This is a genomic window from Mesorhizobium sp. BR115XR7A (assembly GCF_020165315.1).
GTDB lineage: Bacteria > Pseudomonadota > Alphaproteobacteria > Rhizobiales > Rhizobiaceae > Mesorhizobium > Mesorhizobium australicum.
This window is the reverse complement of the sequence record NZ_JAIUHW010000015.1, coordinates 1-19,606: the sequence shown is the minus strand read 5'-3', so window position 1 is coordinate 19,606 and position 19,606 is coordinate 1. Positions and strand designations below refer to the sequence as shown.

At 64.1% G+C, this 19,606-nt stretch carries 18 protein-coding genes; 14 read left to right on the top strand and 4 right to left on the bottom strand.

Annotation, left to right across the window (positions count from 1 at the left end):
• The first annotated feature begins 72 nt into the window (after positions 1-72).
• From LB557_RS26515 to LB557_RS26490, 6 genes are all read left to right on the top strand, one after another.
• Positions 73-534 carry a DUF4126 domain-containing protein gene (locus LB557_RS26515; RefSeq protein ID WP_224643129.1) on the top strand — a complete coding sequence of 154 codons (462 nt, stop codon included), beginning with the start codon at positions 73-75 and terminating at the stop codon, positions 532-534.
• An 11-nt stretch (positions 535-545) separates the two neighbouring features.
• Positions 546-1,922 carry an FAD-containing oxidoreductase gene (locus LB557_RS26510; RefSeq protein WP_224643133.1) on the top strand — a complete coding sequence of 459 codons (1,377 nt, stop codon included), beginning with the start codon at positions 546-548 and terminating at the stop codon, positions 1,920-1,922.
• A 288-nt stretch (positions 1,923-2,210) separates the two neighbouring features.
• Positions 2,211-3,386, top strand: a complete 1,176-nt coding sequence (locus LB557_RS26505; protein WP_224592893.1) for an MFS transporter — start codon at positions 2,211-2,213, stop codon at positions 3,384-3,386.
• An 87-nt stretch (positions 3,387-3,473) separates the two neighbouring features.
• Entirely contained in the window at positions 3,474-4,529 is a 1,056-nt protein-coding gene (locus LB557_RS26500) for a succinylglutamate desuccinylase/aspartoacylase family protein (RefSeq protein WP_224585687.1), read from the top strand.
• Between the two features lie 221 nt (positions 4,530-4,750).
• Positions 4,751-6,940, top strand: a complete 2,190-nt coding sequence (locus LB557_RS26495; RefSeq protein WP_015316024.1) for an anthranilate synthase — start codon at positions 4,751-4,753, stop codon at positions 6,938-6,940.
• A gap of 5 nt (positions 6,941-6,945) precedes the next feature.
• Complete coding sequence (locus LB557_RS26490) at positions 6,946-7,893, top strand: cation diffusion facilitator family transporter (RefSeq protein ID WP_140617656.1); 948 nt, start codon at positions 6,946-6,948, stop codon at positions 7,891-7,893.
• 171 nt (positions 7,894-8,064) lie between these two features.
• On the opposite strand, the gene LB557_RS26485 is transcribed toward LB557_RS26490, so the two are convergent.
• On the bottom strand, positions 8,065-9,162 hold the full coding sequence (locus tag LB557_RS26485) for a hypothetical protein (RefSeq protein WP_224643130.1): 1,098 nt from the start codon (positions 9,160-9,162) through the stop codon (positions 8,065-8,067).
• 101 nt (positions 9,163-9,263) lie between these two features.
• Between LB557_RS26485 and LB557_RS26480 the strand changes: the two genes are divergently transcribed.
• The 6 genes from LB557_RS26480 to LB557_RS26455 all read left to right on the top strand — a co-directional run bounded on the left by LB557_RS26480 (position 9,264) and on the right by LB557_RS26455 (position 12,840).
• The gene (locus tag LB557_RS26480; RefSeq protein ID WP_140617654.1) at positions 9,264-9,701 is read left to right on the top strand and encodes a DsrE family protein; all 438 of its coding nucleotides are present in this window, start codon (positions 9,264-9,266) and stop codon (positions 9,699-9,701) included.
• Between the two features lie 71 nt (positions 9,702-9,772).
• The gene (locus tag LB557_RS26475) at positions 9,773-10,558 is read left to right on the top strand and encodes an SDR family NAD(P)-dependent oxidoreductase (RefSeq protein ID WP_140665172.1); all 786 of its coding nucleotides are present in this window, start codon (positions 9,773-9,775) and stop codon (positions 10,556-10,558) included.
• A gap of 58 nt (positions 10,559-10,616) precedes the next feature.
• Positions 10,617-10,925, top strand: coding sequence for a putative quinol monooxygenase (locus tag LB557_RS26470; protein WP_140721619.1), 309 nt, complete (start codon positions 10,617-10,619; stop codon positions 10,923-10,925).
• 102 nt (positions 10,926-11,027) lie between these two features.
• Positions 11,028-11,273, top strand: coding sequence for a type II toxin-antitoxin system Phd/YefM family antitoxin (locus LB557_RS26465; protein ID WP_140721616.1), 246 nt, complete (start codon positions 11,028-11,030; stop codon positions 11,271-11,273).
• Positions 11,270-11,656 (top strand): type II toxin-antitoxin system VapC family toxin, encoded by a 387-nt coding sequence (locus LB557_RS26460; protein ID WP_140721613.1) that lies wholly within the window; start codon positions 11,270-11,272, stop codon positions 11,654-11,656. Before LB557_RS26465 ends, LB557_RS26460 begins: the two co-directional genes overlap by 4 nt.
• 95 nt (positions 11,657-11,751) lie before the next feature.
• The gene (locus LB557_RS26455; RefSeq protein WP_224643131.1) at positions 11,752-12,840 is read left to right on the top strand and encodes an AbrB family transcriptional regulator; all 1,089 of its coding nucleotides are present in this window, start codon (positions 11,752-11,754) and stop codon (positions 12,838-12,840) included.
• 23 nt (positions 12,841-12,863) lie between these two features.
• Here LB557_RS26455 and LB557_RS26450 read toward each other — a convergent pair whose 3' ends face one another.
• Positions 12,864-13,751 carry a LysR family transcriptional regulator gene (locus LB557_RS26450; protein WP_140665177.1) on the bottom strand — a complete coding sequence of 296 codons (888 nt, stop codon included), beginning with the start codon at positions 13,749-13,751 and terminating at the stop codon, positions 12,864-12,866.
• Positions 13,752-13,894: 143 nt separating this feature from the next.
• Between LB557_RS26450 and LB557_RS26445 the strand changes: the two genes are divergently transcribed.
• Positions 13,895-15,430: an MFS transporter gene (locus LB557_RS26445; RefSeq protein ID WP_140721607.1), complete on the top strand. Its 1,536-nt coding sequence runs from the start codon at positions 13,895-13,897 to the stop codon at positions 15,428-15,430.
• A gap of 39 nt (positions 15,431-15,469) precedes the next feature.
• On the opposite strand, the gene LB557_RS26440 is transcribed toward LB557_RS26445, so the two are convergent.
• Both LB557_RS26440 and LB557_RS26435 read right to left on the bottom strand, forming a co-directional pair.
• The gene (locus LB557_RS26440) at positions 15,470-16,246 is read right to left on the bottom strand and encodes an esterase family protein (protein WP_140721604.1); all 777 of its coding nucleotides are present in this window, start codon (positions 16,244-16,246) and stop codon (positions 15,470-15,472) included.
• 3 nt (positions 16,247-16,249) lie between these two features.
• Positions 16,250-17,416: an ATP-grasp domain-containing protein gene (locus tag LB557_RS26435; protein ID WP_224643132.1), complete on the bottom strand. Its 1,167-nt coding sequence runs from the start codon at positions 17,414-17,416 to the stop codon at positions 16,250-16,252.
• 401 nt (positions 17,417-17,817) lie between these two features.
• On the opposite strand from LB557_RS26435, the gene leuA reads away from it, so the two are divergent.
• Positions 17,818-19,557, top strand: coding sequence for a 2-isopropylmalate synthase (gene leuA, locus LB557_RS26430; RefSeq protein ID WP_224592912.1), 1,740 nt, complete (start codon positions 17,818-17,820; stop codon positions 19,555-19,557).
• The last annotated feature ends 49 nt before the right edge of the window (positions 19,558-19,606 follow it).

Sequence of the window (19,606 nt, the reverse complement as noted above, 5' to 3'; positions counted from 1 at the left end):
TAGCCAAATATCCGGCCTATGGTAGCTTGCCGTTTCAAGGCTGTACCGGCCCGGGATCGAGGGGGATCGACCATGCTCTACATTCTTGCACTCCTGATCGGCGTCATTGCCGGCCTGCGCGCCATGACGGCACCTGCCGCCGTTGCCTGGGGCGCCTATCTCGGCTGGCTGCCGGTTGCCGGCACCTGGGCGAGCTTCATGGGCCATTGGGCGGCTGTCGGCATCTTCACCATCCTGGCCATCGTCGAGCTGGTCACCGACCAGCTGCCGTCGACGCCAAGCCGCAAAGTGCCGCAGCAGTTTGGCGCCCGCATCCTGCTCGGCGCGTTCAGCGGCGCGGTGATCGGCGCGACCAGCGGCGCCACCATCGTGTGCCTGATCGCCGGAGCGATCGGCGCGGTCATCGGCACGCTGGGTGGTGCCGAAGCGCGCGGCCGGCTGGCGGCCGTTTTCGGCAAGGATCCGCCCGCGGCCTTCATCGAGGATGCGGTGGCGATCATCGGCGGCCTGCTGATCGTGGCGGCGGTGGCATGACGGCCCAGACCTTGAACGCAAGGACCTTCGACGCCATCATCATCGGCGCTGGCCAGGCGGGGTCGCCCCTGGCGGGCCGCCTGACGGCAGCCGGTATGAGCGTGGCGCTGATCGAGCGCAAGCTGGTCGGCGGCACCTGTGTCAACACCGGCTGCATGCCGACCAAGACCATGGTCGCCAGCGCCTATGCCGCCCATCTGGCGCGGCGCGCTGCCGACTATGGCGTGACGTTCCCCGGCTCCGTCGGGGTCGATTATAGCAGGATCAAGACGCGCAAGGACAAGGTAACCAACGACGCGCGTGGCAATCTGGAGACCTGGATCGCCGGGATGGAGCGTTGCACGCTCTATCGCGGCCATGCACGCTTCGAATCCGCCAACACGGTGCGCGTCGGCGACGACCTGTTGACCGCCGACAAGATCTTTCTCAACACCGGCGGCCGCGCCTCGGTGCCGGACCTGCCCGGCATCCACGACATCGACTATCTGACCAACTCGTCGATGATGGATCTCGACGTTTTGCCGCGCCACCTGATCGTCGTCGGCGGCAGCTACATCTCGCTCGAATTCGCGCAGATGTTCCGCCGCTTCGGTTCGGAAGTCACCGTCATCGAAAAGAGCCCGCGCCTCACCGGCCGCGAGGACGAGGACGTCTCGGCCGCCATCCTGTCGATCCTCGAGAACGAAGGGATCGCGGTCCATGTCGGCGCCGACGACATCGGCTTCGCCAAGCAGGGCGGGGACATTGCCGTGAGTTTCTCCACAGGCCAGCCGCCCGCGGTCGGCTCGCATGTGCTGCTGGCGCTGGGCCGAACGCTCAATACCGACGATCTCGGCCTCGACAAGGCGGGCGTCGAGGTCGACGGACGCGGCGCGGTTGTCGTCGACGACCAGCTGCGCACCAGCGTGCCAGGCATCTGGGCGATGGGCGACTGCAACGGCAAGGGCGCCTTCACCCACACCTCCTACAACGACTATGAGATCGTCGCCGCCAATCTGCTCGACAAGGATCCGCGCAGGATCAGCGACCGCATCGAGGCGTACGCGCTCTACATCGATCCGCCGCTCGGCCGCTGCGGCATGACCGAGACGGCGGTGAGGAAATCCGGACGTCGCGCCCTGGTCGGCCAGCGACCGATGACCCGTGTCGGCCGCGCCATCGAGAAGGGCGAGACGCAGGGTTTCATGAAGATCCTCGTCGATGCCGACACCAGGGAGATCCTCGGCTGCTCGGTGCTCGGTCCCGGCGGTGACGAGGCGGTGCATTGCGTGCTCGACCTGATGTACGCCAAGGCGCCGGTCGACACACTGGCCCGCGCCGTGCACATCCATCCCACCGTCTCGGAGCTGCTGCCCACCATCGCCCAGGAGCTGAAGCCGCTGGCGTGAGACTGTCAGCCGCTGCCCCTTCAGTCGTCGCCTATGCCTTGCCGAAAAGGACCGTGATTTCACGGTCGTCATCACGCATTTATTGCTGGGGCCGCGCCGGCTTCAAGATATCGTGTCGGGCACGAAGCGACATCGTTTCAGCCCTTGAAGGATCGGTCTGCGTCGGGCCGTTAGAAGAGGAGACGTCCGCTCCACGCTTTCTGCATTGCTGCATTGCGGCAATGTCTGTTGCGCCCGGCAGGGGTCCTCGCGCAATCTGAAATTGAACCGATTCAGTCTGGACCTCCCATGCCTTTGCCGATCCTTGCGCTTGCCATTGCGTCCTTCTGCATCGGCACCACCGAATTCGTCATCATGGGCCTGCTGCCCGAGGTCGCCGCCGATCTCGGCGTGACGATCCCCGCCGCCGGCCTGCTGGTCACCGGCTATGCGCTGGGAGTCGTCTTCGGCGCGCCTGTCGTGGCCATGGCCACCGCGCATTTGCCGCGCAAGCCCGTGCTGGTGGGACTTGCAGCCCTGTTCGTCGTCGGCAACGTCTTCTGCGCCATCGCGCCCAATTACTGGCTGCTGATGGCGGCGCGCGTCTTCACCGCTTTCGGCCATGGCGCCTTCTTCGGCATCGGCTCGGTCGTCGCGGCAAGCCTTGTGCCGCGCAACAAGCGCGCCAGCGCCATCGCGCTGATGTTCGCGGGCCTGACGCTCGCCAACATCCTCGGGGTTCCCGCCGGCACCGCACTCGGCGAAGCCTTCGGCTGGCGGGCCACCTTTCTGGCCGTGGTCGGCATTGGCCTGATCTCGGTCGCGGCCATCGCCTGGCTGGTGCCGTCCGACGTCACGGAACCGAGCGGCGGCGGTCTGCGCGCCGAAGTCCGTGTGCTCGGCAAGCTGCAAGTGTGGCTGGCGATGCTGATCGCGGCGCTGACCTCGGCCAGCCTGTTCGCCGTTTTCACATACATAAAGCCATACCTCACCGGCGTGTCGGGCCTGTCGACCGCGGCGGTCACCTGGGTGCTTTTGCTGTTCGGCGCCGGCATGACCATCGGCAACATCATCGGCGGCAGGCTTGCCGACTGGAAACTGATGCCGACAGTGATCGCCACCTTGCTGCTGATGGCCCTGCTGTTCGTCGGCTTCATGCAGTTCGGCACGATCGCCAGCGTTGCCATCGGCATCGTCTTCCTCTGGGGCCTGCTCATCTTCGTCGTCGTGCCACCTCTGCAGATCCGGGTCGTCGAGGCGGCTTCCGAAGGACCGAACCTTGCAGCCACGCTCAATCAAGGCGCCTTCAATGTCGGCAATGCCGGCGGCGCATGGATCGGCGGCGTGGCGCTGTCATCAGGCGTTTCCTATGCCGGTTTGCCACTGGTCGGCGCGGTGCTAGCCCTGCTGGCGGTCGCCGTTGCGGTGCTGTCGGCGGCGCTGGACAGGCGCGCGCCTGTCACGCTTCACGCTGCCGCGGAATAGGCCCTTGCGCCCATAGCGCGGCGGGCTGGACCAATCGACATCGGTACCTTCCAATGGGCATGTCTTCTCGCTTTCATGGAGAACGTCATGCAGAAATCGATCGAACGCATCGCCGGCGACAGCGACGGCGTTTCCTACGAATTCCCGGTGCTCCGCTTGGCCGGCGCCGACAAGACAGCACCTTCGGCCTACCTGCAGGCAGCGCTCCATGCCGGCGAATTGCCTGGCGTCGTCGTCATCGATGCATTGATGCCGATGCTGAACAAGGCCGAGGCCGAGGGTCGCATCAGGGGCAACATCACCATCGTGCCCTGGGCCAACCCGATCGGCCGCGCGCAATACCATTTCGGCGAGCACCAGGGTCGCTTTCATCTCGGCACCCGCACCAACTTCAACCGCGGCTTTCCGCTGCTGGCCGCGCCCGACGCCAGGCTCTTGCCGGACGCCACCTTTGGCGGCGCCGACCAGCGGCTGAAGTCGCGCCTGGTGCAGCTTTCGCTCGGCCATGACATCGTGCTCGACCTGCACTGCGACGATGAGGGTCTTGCCTATCTCTACGTCCACACCAGCCTGTGGCCCGGGATGGCCGATTGCGCCGCCGCCATGGGCGTCGATGCCGTGGTGCTGTGGAGCGAGGACACCGACGGCACCTTCGAGGGCGCTTCGATCATGCCCTACCAGAACGCATCGGCCGATGTGGCGAAGTTCGACAGGCGCGTCGCCACCACTGTCGAATATCGCGGCATTCTCGATGTCGACGGCGCGCTGGCCAAGTCCGACGCCGAAGGCCTCTACCGGCTGCTGGTGGCGCGCGGCGTGATATCCGACACCGCCCTGCCCGCGCCCGGCCCCTTCAAGGGCGTCGCGGCACCTCTGGAAAATATCGACATGATGCCGGCGCCCCGTGGGGGTGCGGTCCTCTACGACGTCAAGCCCGGCGACCGCGTCACCAGGGGCGCGCGGCTCGCTACCATCGTTCACGCGCCAGGCGAAGCCGATGGCCGCACGGAAGTGTTCGCGCCGCAGGACGGCATCATCCTGACCCGCCGCTCGCGCCGCATCATCCGCTCCGGCGAAGACCTGTTGAAACTGGTTGGCGACAGGAAGAGCGCCGATGCAAGGTCGGGCACGCTGGAGGATTGAGCCTGCGTCGAATCCAGTTGCGCGGCCGCCCAATCGCCGCTAAGGGAATCGCCATGAACATGCGTTCGATCAAGACCATTTGGTGGTGGGCCTGCTGACAGCGGCCTGTTCGAACGCGTGCGCGTGAAAATAGAGGGTGGCCGCAACGGAATGTCCGGGCGGCCATTTGTTTTTTAAAGCCATTCCCGGGTCCGTTGCCCAAGTAGCTGATGGAGACGGCAATGACGTTGAAGGTTCTGGAAAACGGCGCTGAAAGCTTCGCGACGGCGGGTGGCATCACCATCACCCGCGAGCGCCACGACCGCCCCTATGAAGGCGCGATCGACACTTATGTCGAGGGGCTGAACTCGCGCCGGGGCGCGGTATTTTCCTCGAACTACGAATATCCCGGCCGCTACACGCGCTGGGATACGGCCATCATCGATCCGCCGCTGGTCATCTCGGCACGCGGCCGCGCCATGCGTATCGAGGCGCTGAACGGCCGTGGCGAGGCGCTGTTGCCGGTCATCGGCAGGACACTGGGCGGCCTCGCCGAGGTCACGATCGCCGAGACCTCGAAAAAGCTGATCCGCCTCGATGTCGCCAAACCCGGCCGTGTCTTCACCGAGGAGGAACGCAGCCGCGTTCCCTCGGTCTTCACTGTGCTGCGCGCCATCACCGCGCTGTTCAAGACGGCGGAAGACGCCAATCTCGGTCTCTACGGCGCCTTCGGCTACGACCTTGCCTTCCAGTTCGACCCGGTCGACCACACGCTCGTGCGCAAGCAAAGCCAGCGCGACCTGGTGTTGTTCCTGCCCGACGAGATCCTGGTCGTCGACCACTACTCGGCCAAGGCCTGGACCGACCGTTACGACTATGCGGGCGAAGGTTTTTCGACCGAAGGCCTGCCACGCGACCAAATCGCCGAGCCGTTCAGGACCGCCGACCGTATCCCGCCACGCGGCGACCATGAGCCCGGCGAATACGCCAATCTGGTGCGCCGCGCGATGGACTCGTTCAAGCGTGGCGACCTGTTCGAGGTCGTCCCCGGTCAGATGTTCTACGAGCGCTGCGAGACCCAGCCCTCCGAGATTTCGCGCAAGCTGAAGTCCATCAACCCGTCGCCCTATTCCTTCTTCATCAACCTGGGCGAGAACGAATACCTGATCGGTGCGTCGCCGGAGATGTTCGTGCGCGTCAACGGCCGCCGCGTCGAGACCTGTCCGATCTCCGGCACCATCAAACGCGGCGACGACGCCATTTCCGATAGCGAGCAGATCCTGAAGCTGCTCAATTCGAAGAAGGACGAATCCGAGCTCACAATGTGCTCGGACGTCGATCGCAACGACAAGTCCAGGGTCTGCGAGCCGGGTTCTGTACGCGTCATCGGCCGCCGCCAGATCGAGATGTATTCGCGCCTGATCCACACCGTCGACCACATCGAGGGCCGCTTGCGTGAAGGCATGGACGCTTTCGACGCGTTTCTCTCGCACGCCTGGGCGGTCACCGTCACCGGCGCACCGAAACTGTGGGCCATGCGCTTCATCGAGCAGAACGAGAAAAGCCCGCGCGCCTGGTATGGCGGCGCGATCGGCATGGTCAACTTCAACGGCGACATGAATACCGGCCTTACCTTGCGCACCATCCGCATCAAGGACGGCATCGCCGAGGTTCGTGCCGGCGCTACATTGCTCTTCGACAGCATTCCAGAGGAAGAAGAAGCTGAAACCGAACTGAAGGCATCCGCCATGCTCTCCGCGATCCGCGACGCCAAGACGGGCAATTCGACCAGCACCGAGCGCACCACGGCGCGCGTCGGCGACGGCGTCAACATCCTTTTGGTCGACCACGAGGATTCCTTCGTCCATACGCTGGCCAACTACTTCCGCCAGACCGGCGCCAATGTCTCGACCGTGCGCTCGCCGGTGCCGGAGGAAGTCTTCGACCGGCTGAAGCCCGACCTCGTCGTGCTGTCACCCGGACCCGGCACGCCGAAGGACTTCGACTGCGCCGCGACCATCAAAAAGGCGCGCGCGCGCGACCTGCCCATCTTCGGCGTGTGCCTCGGCCTGCAGGCACTGGCGGAAGCCTATGGCGGAGAACTCAGGCAGTTGCACATTCCCATGCACGGCAAGCCGTCGCGTATCCGCGTCTCGAAGCCGGGCATCATCTTCTCCGGCCTGCCCAAGGAAGTCACCGTCGGCCGCTACCACTCGATCTTCGCCGATCCGGTACGCCTGCCCGACGATTTCATGGTTACGGCCGAGACGGAAGACGGCGTCATCATGGCCTTCGAGCACCGCAAGGAGCCGATCGCCGCGGTCCAGTTCCACCCGGAATCGATCATGACGCTCGGCCACAATGCCGGCATGCGCATCATCGAGAACATCGTCGCGCATTTGCCGCGAAAGGCCAAGGAAAAGGCAGCCTGACGCCAATGGCCGAAGCCGAGAACACGATGGCGATCGCAGCCAGGGCGGCCGCGAAGCGCAAGGTCGCCAACCTTGCCTTCTGGTCGATCGTGGTCGCTTTTGTCGTGCTCGCGCTGAAAGCCGCCGCCTGGTACGTGACCGGCTCCGTCGCGCTCTATTCGGACGCGCTGGAATCGATCGTCAACGTCATCGCGTCGATTGCCGCTTTCTGGGCGATCCAGGTCAGCCACAAGCCGGCCGACCAGGATCACCCCTTCGGCCATCACAAGGCCGAATATTTCTCCGCCGTGCTGGAAGGCGTGCTGATCGTGCTCGCCGCGCTTTTGATTCTGAACGAAGTCTGGCGCTCCTGGCAGGCCCCGGCGCCGCTCGAACAGCCTTGGAAAGGCCTTGCCGTCAACGGCGTCGCCACCGTCATCAACGCCTTCTGGGCCTGGATGCTGATCCGCACGGGCCGGGCGGAGAAATCGCCGGCGCTGGTCGCTGACGGCAATCACATCATGACCGATGTGGTGACGTCGGTCGGCGTCTTCGGCGGCCTCGTCGGAGCGATCCTGACCGGCTGGCAGATCCTCGACCCGGCATTGGCCGTCATCGTCGCGCTCAACATCCTGTGGCAGGGCTGGCATGTCATCGGCTCGTCGATGAACGGCCTGATGGACCGGGCCGTCGACACGGCGGAGCACATGCGCATCCGCGACATCATCTCGGCCAATTGCAAGGGCGCCATGGAGGTGCACGACCTCAAGACCCGCATCGCCGGCCGCGCCACCTTCATCGAGTTCCATCTGGTCGTAGACGCCGACATGTCGGTCGGCGCCAGCCATGTCATCTGCGATCGCATCGAAGACGCGCTGAAGGCCGAACTCCCCTCGGTGCGGGTGACCATCCATGTCGAGCCCGACGACGAAGCCAAGCTGCCCAAGGGCACGACCGCGGTGCCGTTCGCCTGAGGCGGGTCACTGTCGCTGACCTTGGAAGAGCAATTCCAAGAAAGCGTGAGCGGCTTTCCGTCCGGAATTGCGTAAAAACAAAGAGCTAACCGGAGTTTCTCGACTTCGTCATCCTTGGGCGAAGCAGGAGCGCAGCTCCGTAGCGGCGACCCAAGGATGACGAAACGCTGGTTACGGCGCGCAGGCGGATTGTGGCATTGGCTCCAGCCGATAGACCTTGTCGTCGGACATCGTCTTGCCGTCGGCCGCCTTCGAGCACAGGTCGACGACCGCCAGGCTGCTGTTGGGGTTGGCAAGCGTGATGGCGCCGTTGGCGCCGCGCTTGAGGAAGATTTCCTTTTGCGCGATGTCGCAGGAGAAATTGCTCGTCTTCGAACTCGCGGCACAACGCCATTGATCGGCCTCGCCCTGGCATGAATAAGTCTGCGTGACCTTGGCTCCCTTCTGCCGCGTCGTGACCGAGACCACGATGTCGGCGCCGTCGGGCCAGCTCGCGGCGTCGCCTCCCGAGGCGAAGGACGCCAGTTCGACCGGTCCTCGAAACACCCGGATCGACTGCGTCAGTTGCTCGGGATGCGAACTCATATGCGCAGCGTCATAGTCGCGCCCGTAGCAGAAGGCCTGGTCTGGCTTCAGCCGCTCGCGCAGCGGCGGCCCGAGCGCCGGGTCGATCGGATCGATGCGGGCGAATTCAGCCTTGCAGGTCGCCGCCGGCATCGGATCGAGGCGGAAATTGTCGTCTTCCTTGCCAAGCGCCTGCCTGTCGTATTCAGCCGCGCCGAGTTCTTCTTCCGAACCGGCGTCGAGGTAGATATCGGACGACAGGTCCGACAGGATCAGCCGACCCTTGCCGTCGACCTTCAGCGACGCCAGCGTACGGTCGCAGTCCATGCCGCAACGGATCGGGCCCGATTTGCCATCCTCGGACTCGTGATTGCACCAGCCTCCGGCCCATTCCGGCGCCTTGGCGCCACGCACCGTGGTGGTGAGGAACCCATTGTAGGAAGTATCGGAATTCGCGTTCGGTTCCTCATTCGGACGGCTGACCGGATCATGGCCGTAGTAGAAGAAAATCCGCGTCACCTTCTGCTTCGGATGCACATTGAGGTGCGCCGCGTCATAGACCCGGCCGAAACAGGCGTCCGCCCCGTTGGGGCTGAGTTCGGTGAGCTTGAGCATATTGTCGGCAAAAGCAGAACCCACAAGTCCGCCAAGCAGTGCGGCGCCAAATCCGGCGCTGGCAACCGTCTTCCATTCCCTGAACGCCATGTGCCCCCCTCCGCATCGACAGGACGTAACGTCAATTTATGCTAGTATTGCGGCCGCGGCCACGCAAATCGCGCTGGGCCGGCAAGCCAGGGAGGCACGCCATGCGCCGACGTGACATGTTCCACGCGGCTCTCGCCGGAGCCGGGACGCTTCTCGGCCTGCGGGCGGTGCAGGCGGCAACCACCGAGCCTGCCAGGCTGAAGGTCGCCTATCACCTCAGCGACCTCGACAAGGTCAATTTCGTGCTCGGCAACATCAAGAACCACTATGAGGGCACGGGCGGCAACGTCGATATCGCGCTGGTCGTGCATGGTCCGGCGCTTGCCGGCTTCAAGTCGAAGGGCATATCGGCGGCGGTTTCGGGGCGCTTTACCGGTCTTGTCCAGCAAGGGCTCGACCCGCATGCCTGCGGCAATACCATGCACGGCATGGATATTACGCTCGCCGATTTGCTCGACGGCTTCCATGCCGCCGACAGGGGTGGCGTCGTCAAGCTCGCCGAACTGCAAAGCCAGGGCTATGTCTATCTCAGGCCTTGAAGCGGCACTGACTTGAATGCAAGGGTGGCAACACCCGCCAAGAAACTTGGAAATCCCCCGGAGGAACAGCAGTGCCAGAGACAGCCCTTGGTCTTGTCATCCCCGATCTCGTCGGCAAGGCGGTGCTGGTCACCGGCGCCTCGACCGGCATCGGCGCGGCGCTCGCGCTCGCTTATGCCGGGCAGGAATGCAAGGTGGCGCTGCACTACAATTCCAGCCGCGACGCCGCCGAGAAACTCGGCCAGGCCATCCGCGATGGCGGCGGTGAGGTGTTCCTCGTCCAAGGCGACTTTTCTCTCCCTGCCGATGTCGAACGCGTCGTCGAGGACAGCGCGCGGCATTTCGGCCGGCTCGACGGGCTGGTCAACAATGCCGGCGGCATGCTTGGCCGCGTGCCCTACGCCGAGCAGACCGAGGCGCATTACGACGCGGTGATGGACCTCAACGCACGCTCGGTGCTGACCGCCTCGCGCAAGGCGATCCCGTGGCTGAAAAAACAGGGCGGCTTCATCGTCAACACCTCGTCGATCGCCGCGCGCAACGGGGCGGGCGGCGGCGCCGGCCTTTACGGCTCGGCCAAGGCCTTCGTCTCCAACGTGACGCGCGGCATGGCCAAGGAACTGATCGGCTTCGGCATCCGCGTCAACGCCGTGGCGCCGGGCACCATCCTCACCCCCTTCCACGAACGCTATTCGACCGACGAGCAGATGAAGGGCATGGTCGCCACCATCCCGCAGGGCCGTGCCGGCACGGCGCAAGATTGCGTCGGCGCCTATCTGTTCCTCTCATCGGACCTGTTGAGCGGCTACGTCACCGGCCAGGTGATCGAGGTCAATGGCGGCCAGTTGATGCCTTGACCGGCGACCGGCATACTGGACACACTCCTTTCGCGCCAACCCAGGGGGAGACGAGGACATGTATGGACTGATCGGCAAGATGCGGGCGGCGCGTGGCCAACGCGACGCTGTCATGACCGTGCTGCGTGAGAGCACCGGTGCCCTGCCCGGCTGCCTGAGCTATATCATCGCCACCGATCCGGCCGATGCCGACGCGATCTGGGTGACCGAGGTGTGGACCGATCAGGCGAGCCACAAGGCCTCGCTGCAGCTTCCCGAAGTCCAGGCGGCGATCGCCAAGGCGCGCCCCTTCATCGGCGGCTTCGAATTCCAGGTGGAAACGCATCCCGTCGGGGGCTTTGGACTGGCCGAAGCGAAGGGGGGCTGAACCGGCCGGCTCAACACCGACAAACAGGGGCGGACCCGCCCTTGCAATAACCATCAAATGAACTAAGTTCTATGAACTAAGTCCGCTTGAGGTAATGCTGTCGTGCAAACCGTGAACATTCACAACGCAAAGACCAACCTTTCGCGCCTCGTTGACCGAGCCGCCAAAGGTGAGCCGTTCATTATCGCCAAGGCCGGCAGACCACTGGTCAAGGTCATACCTGTCGACCAGTCGGCTTCGGCACAAGCGCGACGGGTTGGTTTTATGATCGGCCAATTTTCGGTCCCCCGTGACTTCGACCGCATGGGCAGCGAGGAGATCGAGCAGCTGTTTGGCGACAACGCGTGAAACTGTTGCTCGACACTCATTTGCTGCTGTGGGTGGCAGCCGAACCAGGTCGGCTGCCAATCGCGGCCCTCGCCGAAATCGAGAACCCAGAGAACGAATTGCTGTTCAGTCCTGCCAGCCTCTGGGAAGTCGCAATTAAACGAGGACTGGGGCGAGATGATTTCCAGATCGACCCTCGGTTGCTGCGGCGAGGCCTGATAGACAACGACTATCACGAACTGCCGATCACGAGTGAACATGCTGTCACCGTCGATGGACTTCCGGCGATTCACAAGGATCCCTTCGATCGAATCCTGATTGCCCAGGCAATGGTGGAAGGCATTACCTTGCTGACGACGGACGATTTTGTCGCCCGATATCCAGGCCCCGTCCGAAAGATCTGACAAGGACATCTCTCGTGAACTGGCGGACACGCTGAATAGTTTTGTTTTGGTACTGCGGGGTTCGCATTCCTTTCCGCCCGGTCTAAGACCAAAGCATGGATTCCGAGGCCGAGCAGTCCCCTGTCGAGCGCATGACGCGGCTGAGCAAGCCTTGGCAGTGGCTCATCCTGCTGGTCATCTCCGCGCTCTTCGCCGGCGCGCTGGAACTCGCCGCTTTGCCGGCGGCGCTGCTGATCGGACCGATGCTGGCGGCCATCGTCGCCGGCACCAACGGTGCCGCGGTGCGTGTGCCGCGGCTTCTGTTCGGCGCCGCCCAGGCTGTCGTCGGCTGCCTCGTCGCGGCTTCGATCTCGGCCGATATCTTCCCGGTCTTCTACAAGGAATGGCCGCTGTTCCTCGGCGTGGTGATCGCCACCGTCGCGGCCTCAAGCCTGCTTGGCTGGCTGATCAGCCGCTGGCGCATCCTGCCGGGCACCACCGCCGTCTGGGGTTCTTCGCCGGGGGCCGCCACCGCCATGGTGCTGATGGCCGGCGCCTTCGGCGCCGATCAGCGCCTTGTCGCCTTCATGCAGTATCTGCGCGTCATCTTCGTCTCGATGACGGCAGCCCTCGTCGCCAAGATGTGGGTCGATACCTCGGGCATCGAGGTCCCGCCCGTTATCTGGTTCCCCGGGATCGATCCGCAACCCTTCGCCGCCACCATCGGCATGGCGCTCATCGGCGGCCTCGCGGGCAGGCTTTGCCGGCTGCCTTCGCCCTTCTTCCTCGGCAGCTTCATCTTCGGCACAGTCATCCATCTCGGCCTCGGGGTGCCGATGCAATTGCCGCAATGGCTGCTGGCGGTCAGTTACGCGACGGTCGGCTGGGCGATCGGCCTGAACTTCACCAGGCCGATCCTGCGCCACGCGGCACGCGCTTTGCCGCAGATCATCGCTTCGATCATCGCGCTGATCGCGTTTTGCGGCGGCCTTGCCTTCCTCATCAGCCGGCTCGCCGGCGTCGACCCGCTGACCGCCTATCTGGCGACCAGCCCTGGCGGCATGGACAGCGTCGCCATCATCGCCGCCGCCGCGCAGAACGTCGACATCTCCTTTGTCATGGCCCTGCAGTCGGCGCGCTTCCTGATCGTGCTGCTTGTCGGCCCCAGCATTGCCCGGCTGGTAGCCAGAAGCATCAGGGAATGATGAGGGCTGCCACCAGGGCACCGCTATCGCGCGGCTGCCAGGCGTTCGGGCAGGAAATCGACGAAGACGCGCACCTTTGGCGACAGATGGCGATTGGAGGGCCATAGCATCCGGAACTGGCCACGGCCGTCGACATGATCGTCGAGCACGGTGCGCAGCCGGTCCTCGCGCAACGCGTCCCGCACCAGGAAATCGGGCATGCAGGCGATGCCGAGTCCGGCGATCGTGGCGCCTTTCAAAGCTTCCATGTTGTTGCAGGTCAGCATCGAACGGATCAGCGGTTGGGCGCTCCCGGTAATGAACGGCCAGTCCAGCAGCCTGCCGCTGTTGAGATAGCGGAAGTTTATGCCGAAATGCCTGATGAGATCCGCCGGCACGCCGGGAGTGCCATGGCGATCGAGGTAGGAGGGTGCCGCGCACAGCAGCATGCGGAAGGGCGCAATGGGTCTGGACACCAATCGTGAATCGGGCAGCTCGCCGCTGCGGATGGCGACGTCGATGCCTTCCTCGATGACGTCGACGATCCGGTCGTTGAAATCGATATCGAGCTCGATCTCGGGATAGCGGGCCATGAACTCCGACAGCACCGGCAGCAAAAGATGGTAGGTGACGATCGGGGTCGAGACGCGCAACCGCCCACGCGGCGTCTCCCTTGTCCGCGACAGCATCGCCTCGGCATCGTCGATGTCGTCGAGGATGCGCCGCACGCGCTCGTTGAACAGCTTGCCCTCCTCCGTCAGGCCGATCCGCCGCGTGGAGCGCTGCAGCAGCCGCACGCCGAGTTCCTGTTCGAGCCGCGCGACGCTTTTGCCGACCGCTGAAGCGGAGATGCCGAGCGCCCGGCCGGCGGCGACGAAGCTGCCGAACTCGGCGGTGCGGGCGAAAGCCAGAAGGCCGCTGAGGCGATCCATCATGCTGCTCCATTCGAGCGTTTCAGTCCGTTATATCAGGATATTTAATACTATTATTCCTGATCTGTCTCTGACCTATCTTGGTCCGCATGATCGGCGCCGCGGTTGCGCGCCGGCGCAGACCGCTCAGATAGGAAAAACCCATGACCTTGAAGACCACCACCGGCCCGGCCGGGCGATGGCTCGTGCTCTTGTCGGTATGCCTTGCCGCGATGACGATGCCTCTGACCTTCACCGGCCCGGCCGTCGCGCTCTCCCGCATCGCGGCCGATCTCGGCGGCAGCCCGATCACGCTCAACTGGGTGACCAACGCCTTTATGCTGACCTTCGCCGCCAGCCTGATGGCGGCCGGAGCGCTGGCCGATAATCATGGCCGCAAGCGGATCTTCCTCGTCGGTCTTGCCCTCTACATATTCGCTTCGCTCGGCGCGATGCTGGCGTCCGACATCGCCTGGTTCGACATCTTCAGGGCCGCGCAAGGGCTCGGCAGTGCCTTGGCCTTCGCCGGCGGCGCCTCCGCACTTGCCCAGGAATTCGAGGGACCATCGCGGCTGCGCGCCTTCTCCTTCCTCGGCACCAGTTTCGGCATCGGGCTGGCCTTCGGCCCGATCGCCTCCGGCCTGCTCATCGCCGCCTTCGGCTGGCGGTCGATCTTTGTTCTGGTGATGGCGCTCGCGGCTGGCTCGGCAACCCTCGGCCTGCGCACCATCAGGGAATCGCGTGATCCGGATGCTTCCGGCCTCGACTGGGCGGGCGCCGCCACGTTCACCTTCGCGCTGGCCTCGCTGACCTATGGCGTGCTCCAGGCACCCCAGAGCGGCTGGACCGACCCGCTGGTGGCAACGCTTCTCGGCGTCGCCGTCCTTTGCTTTGTGCTGTTTGTCGTCGCCGAGCGGCGCGTGCGCCGGCCGATGCTCGATCTCACCCTGTTTCGCTTTCCTCGCTTCGTCGGCGTCCAGTTTCTTGCGGCGGCGCCCGCCTATGGCTTCGTCGTCCTGCTCGTACTTTTACCGATCCGCTTCATCGGCATCGAGGGGATGAGCGAGATCAAGGCCGGGCAATTGATGATCTGCCTCTCCGGACCGTTGTTGTTCCTGCCCTTGCTCGCCGGCCAGCTGGCGCGCTGGATCGCTCCGGCCACGATCTGCGGCGTCGGCCTGCTCGTCGCGGCGGCCGGCCTGGTCTGGCTGAGCCTGACGCCCCCGGTTGAGGTTGCGCTGGTCGCGCCACTGATCCTGATCGGCGTCGGCATCGCCTTGCCTTGGGGGTTGATGGACGGGCTCGCCGTCAGCGTCGTGCCGACGGAGCGGGCCGGGATGGCGGTCGGCATCTTCAACACCACCCGTGTCGCTTGCGAAGGTGTGGCGCTGGCCATCGTCATGGCGACCCTGTCAGGCTTTACCGCCGCGCAACTCGCCGCTCGGGGCGCTGCGCCTTCCAGCGACGCGGCCGCCGCGGCGCAATTGCTGGTGACCGGCAATGTCGGTGGAACCGCGCACCATTTGCCGGCGGCTGGCGCCGCCGTGCTGGTCGAGGCCTACGAAACGGCGTTCGACAGGCTGCTGATCGTGCTGGCGACAGTCACCATCGTCACCGCCCTCGTCGTCTTTCTCGGCCTGCGCCGCGGATCGGCGGCGGAGCACCAGACCGCACCTCTGCCGGCCTGCCAGGAAGGGTAGGCGTCAGCCATCCGCAGGCCAGCTGAATATCAATGCACCTTAGTCCAGCCTGTGCATCAGATCGTCATCCAGCCAGCGGCCGAAGAAATAAGCCAGCTGCTTGTGCCACCACGGCCAGTCATGGCTGACGTCGCCGCCCCAATAGTCGACCCAGGCCGGAATGGATTTGTCGCGCAGGATCTGTTCCAGCTGGCGCGTCTCGACCAGCATGCGCTCTTCCCATGCGCCCTGCCCGCAGCAGAAGATCAGCCTGAGCGCCTTCAGCCGCGCCAGCAGTTTCGGGTCGACGATCCCTGGCAGATAATCGAGCGGCGAGTTGTAGAAGATGTCGCCGTCGAGCGCCTTGCCGAAGAAATCGCGGGCCGAATAGACACCCGACAGCGAGATGACGCCGCTGGCGAGCTCGGGAAACCGGAAGACGAAGTTCGAGGAATGGTAGCCGCCCATCGAACAGCCCGAGAACAGCGGCTTCAACCGCCGTCCGCCATTGGCTTGCGCGGCGGTTTCCAGGAATTCCGGCAGCGCCTCCTCGCGCAGATAGCGGAAATAGGCCTCGTGCCGGTCGATGCGATGCACGGCATCGACATCCCTGGCGAAGAAGGATTCTGTATCGATGCCGTCGACGGTGAACAGCTGGATGCGGCCGGTATCGATGAACTCGGCGAGCGCCCCCACTCCGCCGGAATCCTCGAACTGGTAGAACCGGCCCTGCGAGGTCGGGAACACCACGACCGGCCGGCCGGCATGCCCGTAGCGCTTGTACTCCATGTCGCGGCCGAGATTGCGGGCGAAGACCTTGTGATAGGAAATGTCCATGCCTCAAGCCTTTTCGGCGTGGATATAGGCCACCGCCTCGCGCAGATCAGCCTGATCCTTCGAGCGCATCTGGTAGGCGTAATTTCCCATGGCCCGGCTGAAAACCTCTTCTATCGGCTGATGATGGACGATCTTGTCGCGGTGGGCGGCTAGCACGTCCGCATGGCTGTGCAAATAGTCGAGGTGGCGCTTGCGGCTGGCATAGGCGGTGAAATACTTGCCCTCATAGGGGCCGCCGACGGCATCCTTGACCACCATGTCCGCCCATGCCGCGTAGACATCGATGTCGAACGTGTAGTTGATCGCGTCGGTCATCCAGGCGCCGGGCGGCCGCATGTTGACCTCCAGCGCGATGATGCGGTCGTCCCTGGTCTCGAACAGTTCGATGTGGAAAAAGCGCTCGCGCACGTCGAATGCTTTCAGGATCTTGCGGCCGGCCTCCTCGACGGCAGGCCTGATCCGGGGAAAGCAGGTGTAGCTCATGTGGCGGTCCTTGTTGACCACGTCCATGACGCTCTGGTCGTAGCGATGGCTGGCCGCCAGCACCACCTCGCCGTCGCGGTTGATCAATCCGTCATAGGTCACAACCAGCCCTTCGATGAACTGCTCCATGACGAAGGTCACGTCCTCCGGCTTGTCCCGGAAGAACTGGTCGAGCTCTTTCGCATTGGAGATCTTGAACGTGTTCGAAGCGCCGGAGCCCGAATCCGGCTTCACCACCACGGGGTAGCCGACGCGGCGGATGAAGGTCATGGCGCCGGCCCGGTCGGAGCATTTGCGCTGCGCGATCATCTCGACACCGCTCTTGCGGAAGAAGGCGCGCATGCGGCTCTTGCGCTTCAGATTCTTCACGAAATCGAGCTTGGTGCCGTAGATGTTGAAGTCGGTGCGGATGTTGGCTTCCAGCTCCAGCCAGTGCTCGTTGAGCGATTCGAACCGGTCGATGCGGCCCCATTTGTGGATGAAATGACCTATCGCCCGGAACACCGGCTCGTAATCCTCCATGTCGGCGACGCGGTAGTATTCCGAAAGCGCCTGCTTCAGCTTGCCGTCGAGCGCATCATAGGGCGCATCGCCAACGCCGAGCACGGTCGCGCCGGCCTTCTTCAGCCGGTCGCAGAAATCGGCGCCATTGGCGGGAAAATGCGGCGAGAAGAACACGAAATTCATGAACGCCCCCTGCCGACGGCACCCCGCCGGCAGCCAAGTCTGGCGCATTTGCGGCGCGCGGGGAAGAGCATCCGCGTTAAGATAAAAATCGACGGGGGCCGGCCCGCTTGCCTCCAACAGGCCGCTCCTGTATGAGATCGGCCATGAACACGCGCCCCACCACCGCTTCCCGTCAGACCGGCTTTGCCGGCGAGACCGTGCGCGCGCTTGCCTCGACCCTGCTTCTTCTCGGCCTTATCGGCGATCGCCGGGTTCGCTGAAGGAGCGCCCGGCGGTCGAACCGCCGCGCAAGCGCATGCTCCTTGGCAAATCATATCAAGCGAACGAAATTCTGGTAAAGGCGCCGCTTGGCTCCACATCCGCCTGAAAGGTGGACCCGCCAGCCGCCGGGAGAAACAACGATGAACGCACGAGAAGACATCCGCGCCAGCGAGGCCGCGACCGGCAAGCAAGTTGGCCGGGGCATGCCGGACGCAGCCCGCAAATATCAACCCTACCCGACCGTCGGCCTCACCGACCGGACATGGCCCTCGAAGGTGATCGACAAGGCGCCGATCTGGTGCTCGGTCGACCTGCGCGACGGCAACCAGGCGCTGATCGATCCGATGGGCCACGAGCGCAAGGCGCGCATGTTCGGCCTGCTGCTCGACATGGGCTTCAAGGAAATCGAGATCGGCTTCCCCTCGGCTTCGCAGACCGATTTCGACTTCGCGCGCTGGTGCATCGAGCAAGGCAACGTGCCGGCCGATGTGTCGTTGCAGGTGCTGGTGCAGTGCCGGCCTGAACTGATCAGCCGCACCTTCGAGGCGCTGAAGGGCGCCACCAACCCGATCGTGCATTTCTACAACTCGACCAGCGAGTTGCAGCGTCGCGTCGTCTTCGAGAAAGATGTCGGCGGCATCAAGCGTATCGCGACCGACGCGGCCAAGATGATCACCGACATGGCTGCCAAGGCCGGCGGCGGCTATCGCTTCGAATATTCGCCGGAGAGCTTCACCGGCACCGAACTCGAGGTCGCTCTGGAGATCTGCAACGCCGTCACCGAGATCGTCAGGCCAACACCCGACAACAAGCTGATCATCAACCTGCCGTCGACGGTCGAGATGTCGACGCCCAACATCTATGCCGACCGCATCGAGTGGATGTGCCGCAATCTCGACAACCGCGAAAACCTGATCATCTCGCTGCATCCGCACAATGATCGTGGCACCGGCATCGCCACCACCGAACTCGGCTTGATGGCTGGCGCCGACCGCGTCGAGGGCACGCTGTTCGGCAATGGCGAGCGCACCGGCAATGTCGACATCGTCACCTTGGCGCTCAACATGTACACGCAAGGCGTCGATCCGGGCATCGACTGCTCCGACATCAACCGGATGAAGGATGTCTACGAATATTCGAACCAGCTGAAGATTCCCGAGCGCCACCCCTATGTCGGCGAACTCGTCTACACTGCTTTTTCCGGCTCGCACCAGGACGCCATCAACAAGGGCATGAAGGCCTTGAAGAAGGCCAACACACCGCGCTGGGAAGTGCCATACCTGCCAATCGATCCGGCCGATGTCGGCCGCAGCTATGAGGCCATCATCCGCATCAACTCGCAGTCGGGCAAGGGCGGCATTGCCTATGTGCTGCAGGCCGATTACGGCCTCAATTTGCCGCGCAACCTGCAGATCGAATTCAGTCAGGCTATCCAGGCGATCACCGACGCCGAAGGCAAGGAAGTGCCGGCCAAGCGTATTCATGACCGCTTCCTCGAAACCTATGTCGACCAGCCTGGCGCCCGCCTGAAATTCCTCGATCATCACACTTACCCGGCCACCGAGGTGAAGGGCCGGCGCGTGGTCGAGGCGGTCATCCTCGACAACGGCAAGGAAGTGACGATATCAGGCACCGGCACCGGCCCGATCGACGGCTTCGTCGATGCGCTGTCACGCCATGTCGGCGTCGAGATGTCGGTGCTCGATTATTCCGAGCATTCGATGCAGCGCGGCTCGAATGCGTCGGCTATCTCCTATGTCGAGATGGAATATCCCGGCGGCAAGCTGTTCGGCGCCGGCATCAACACCAACATCGTCGCTGCCTCACTGGAAGCGGTAACGTCAGCGGCCAATCGTATCGTCGGCCGCAACGCGCGATAGGATGGCCAGGATGCCGGAGCAATCCTTATTGAATCCCATGGATGCCAAG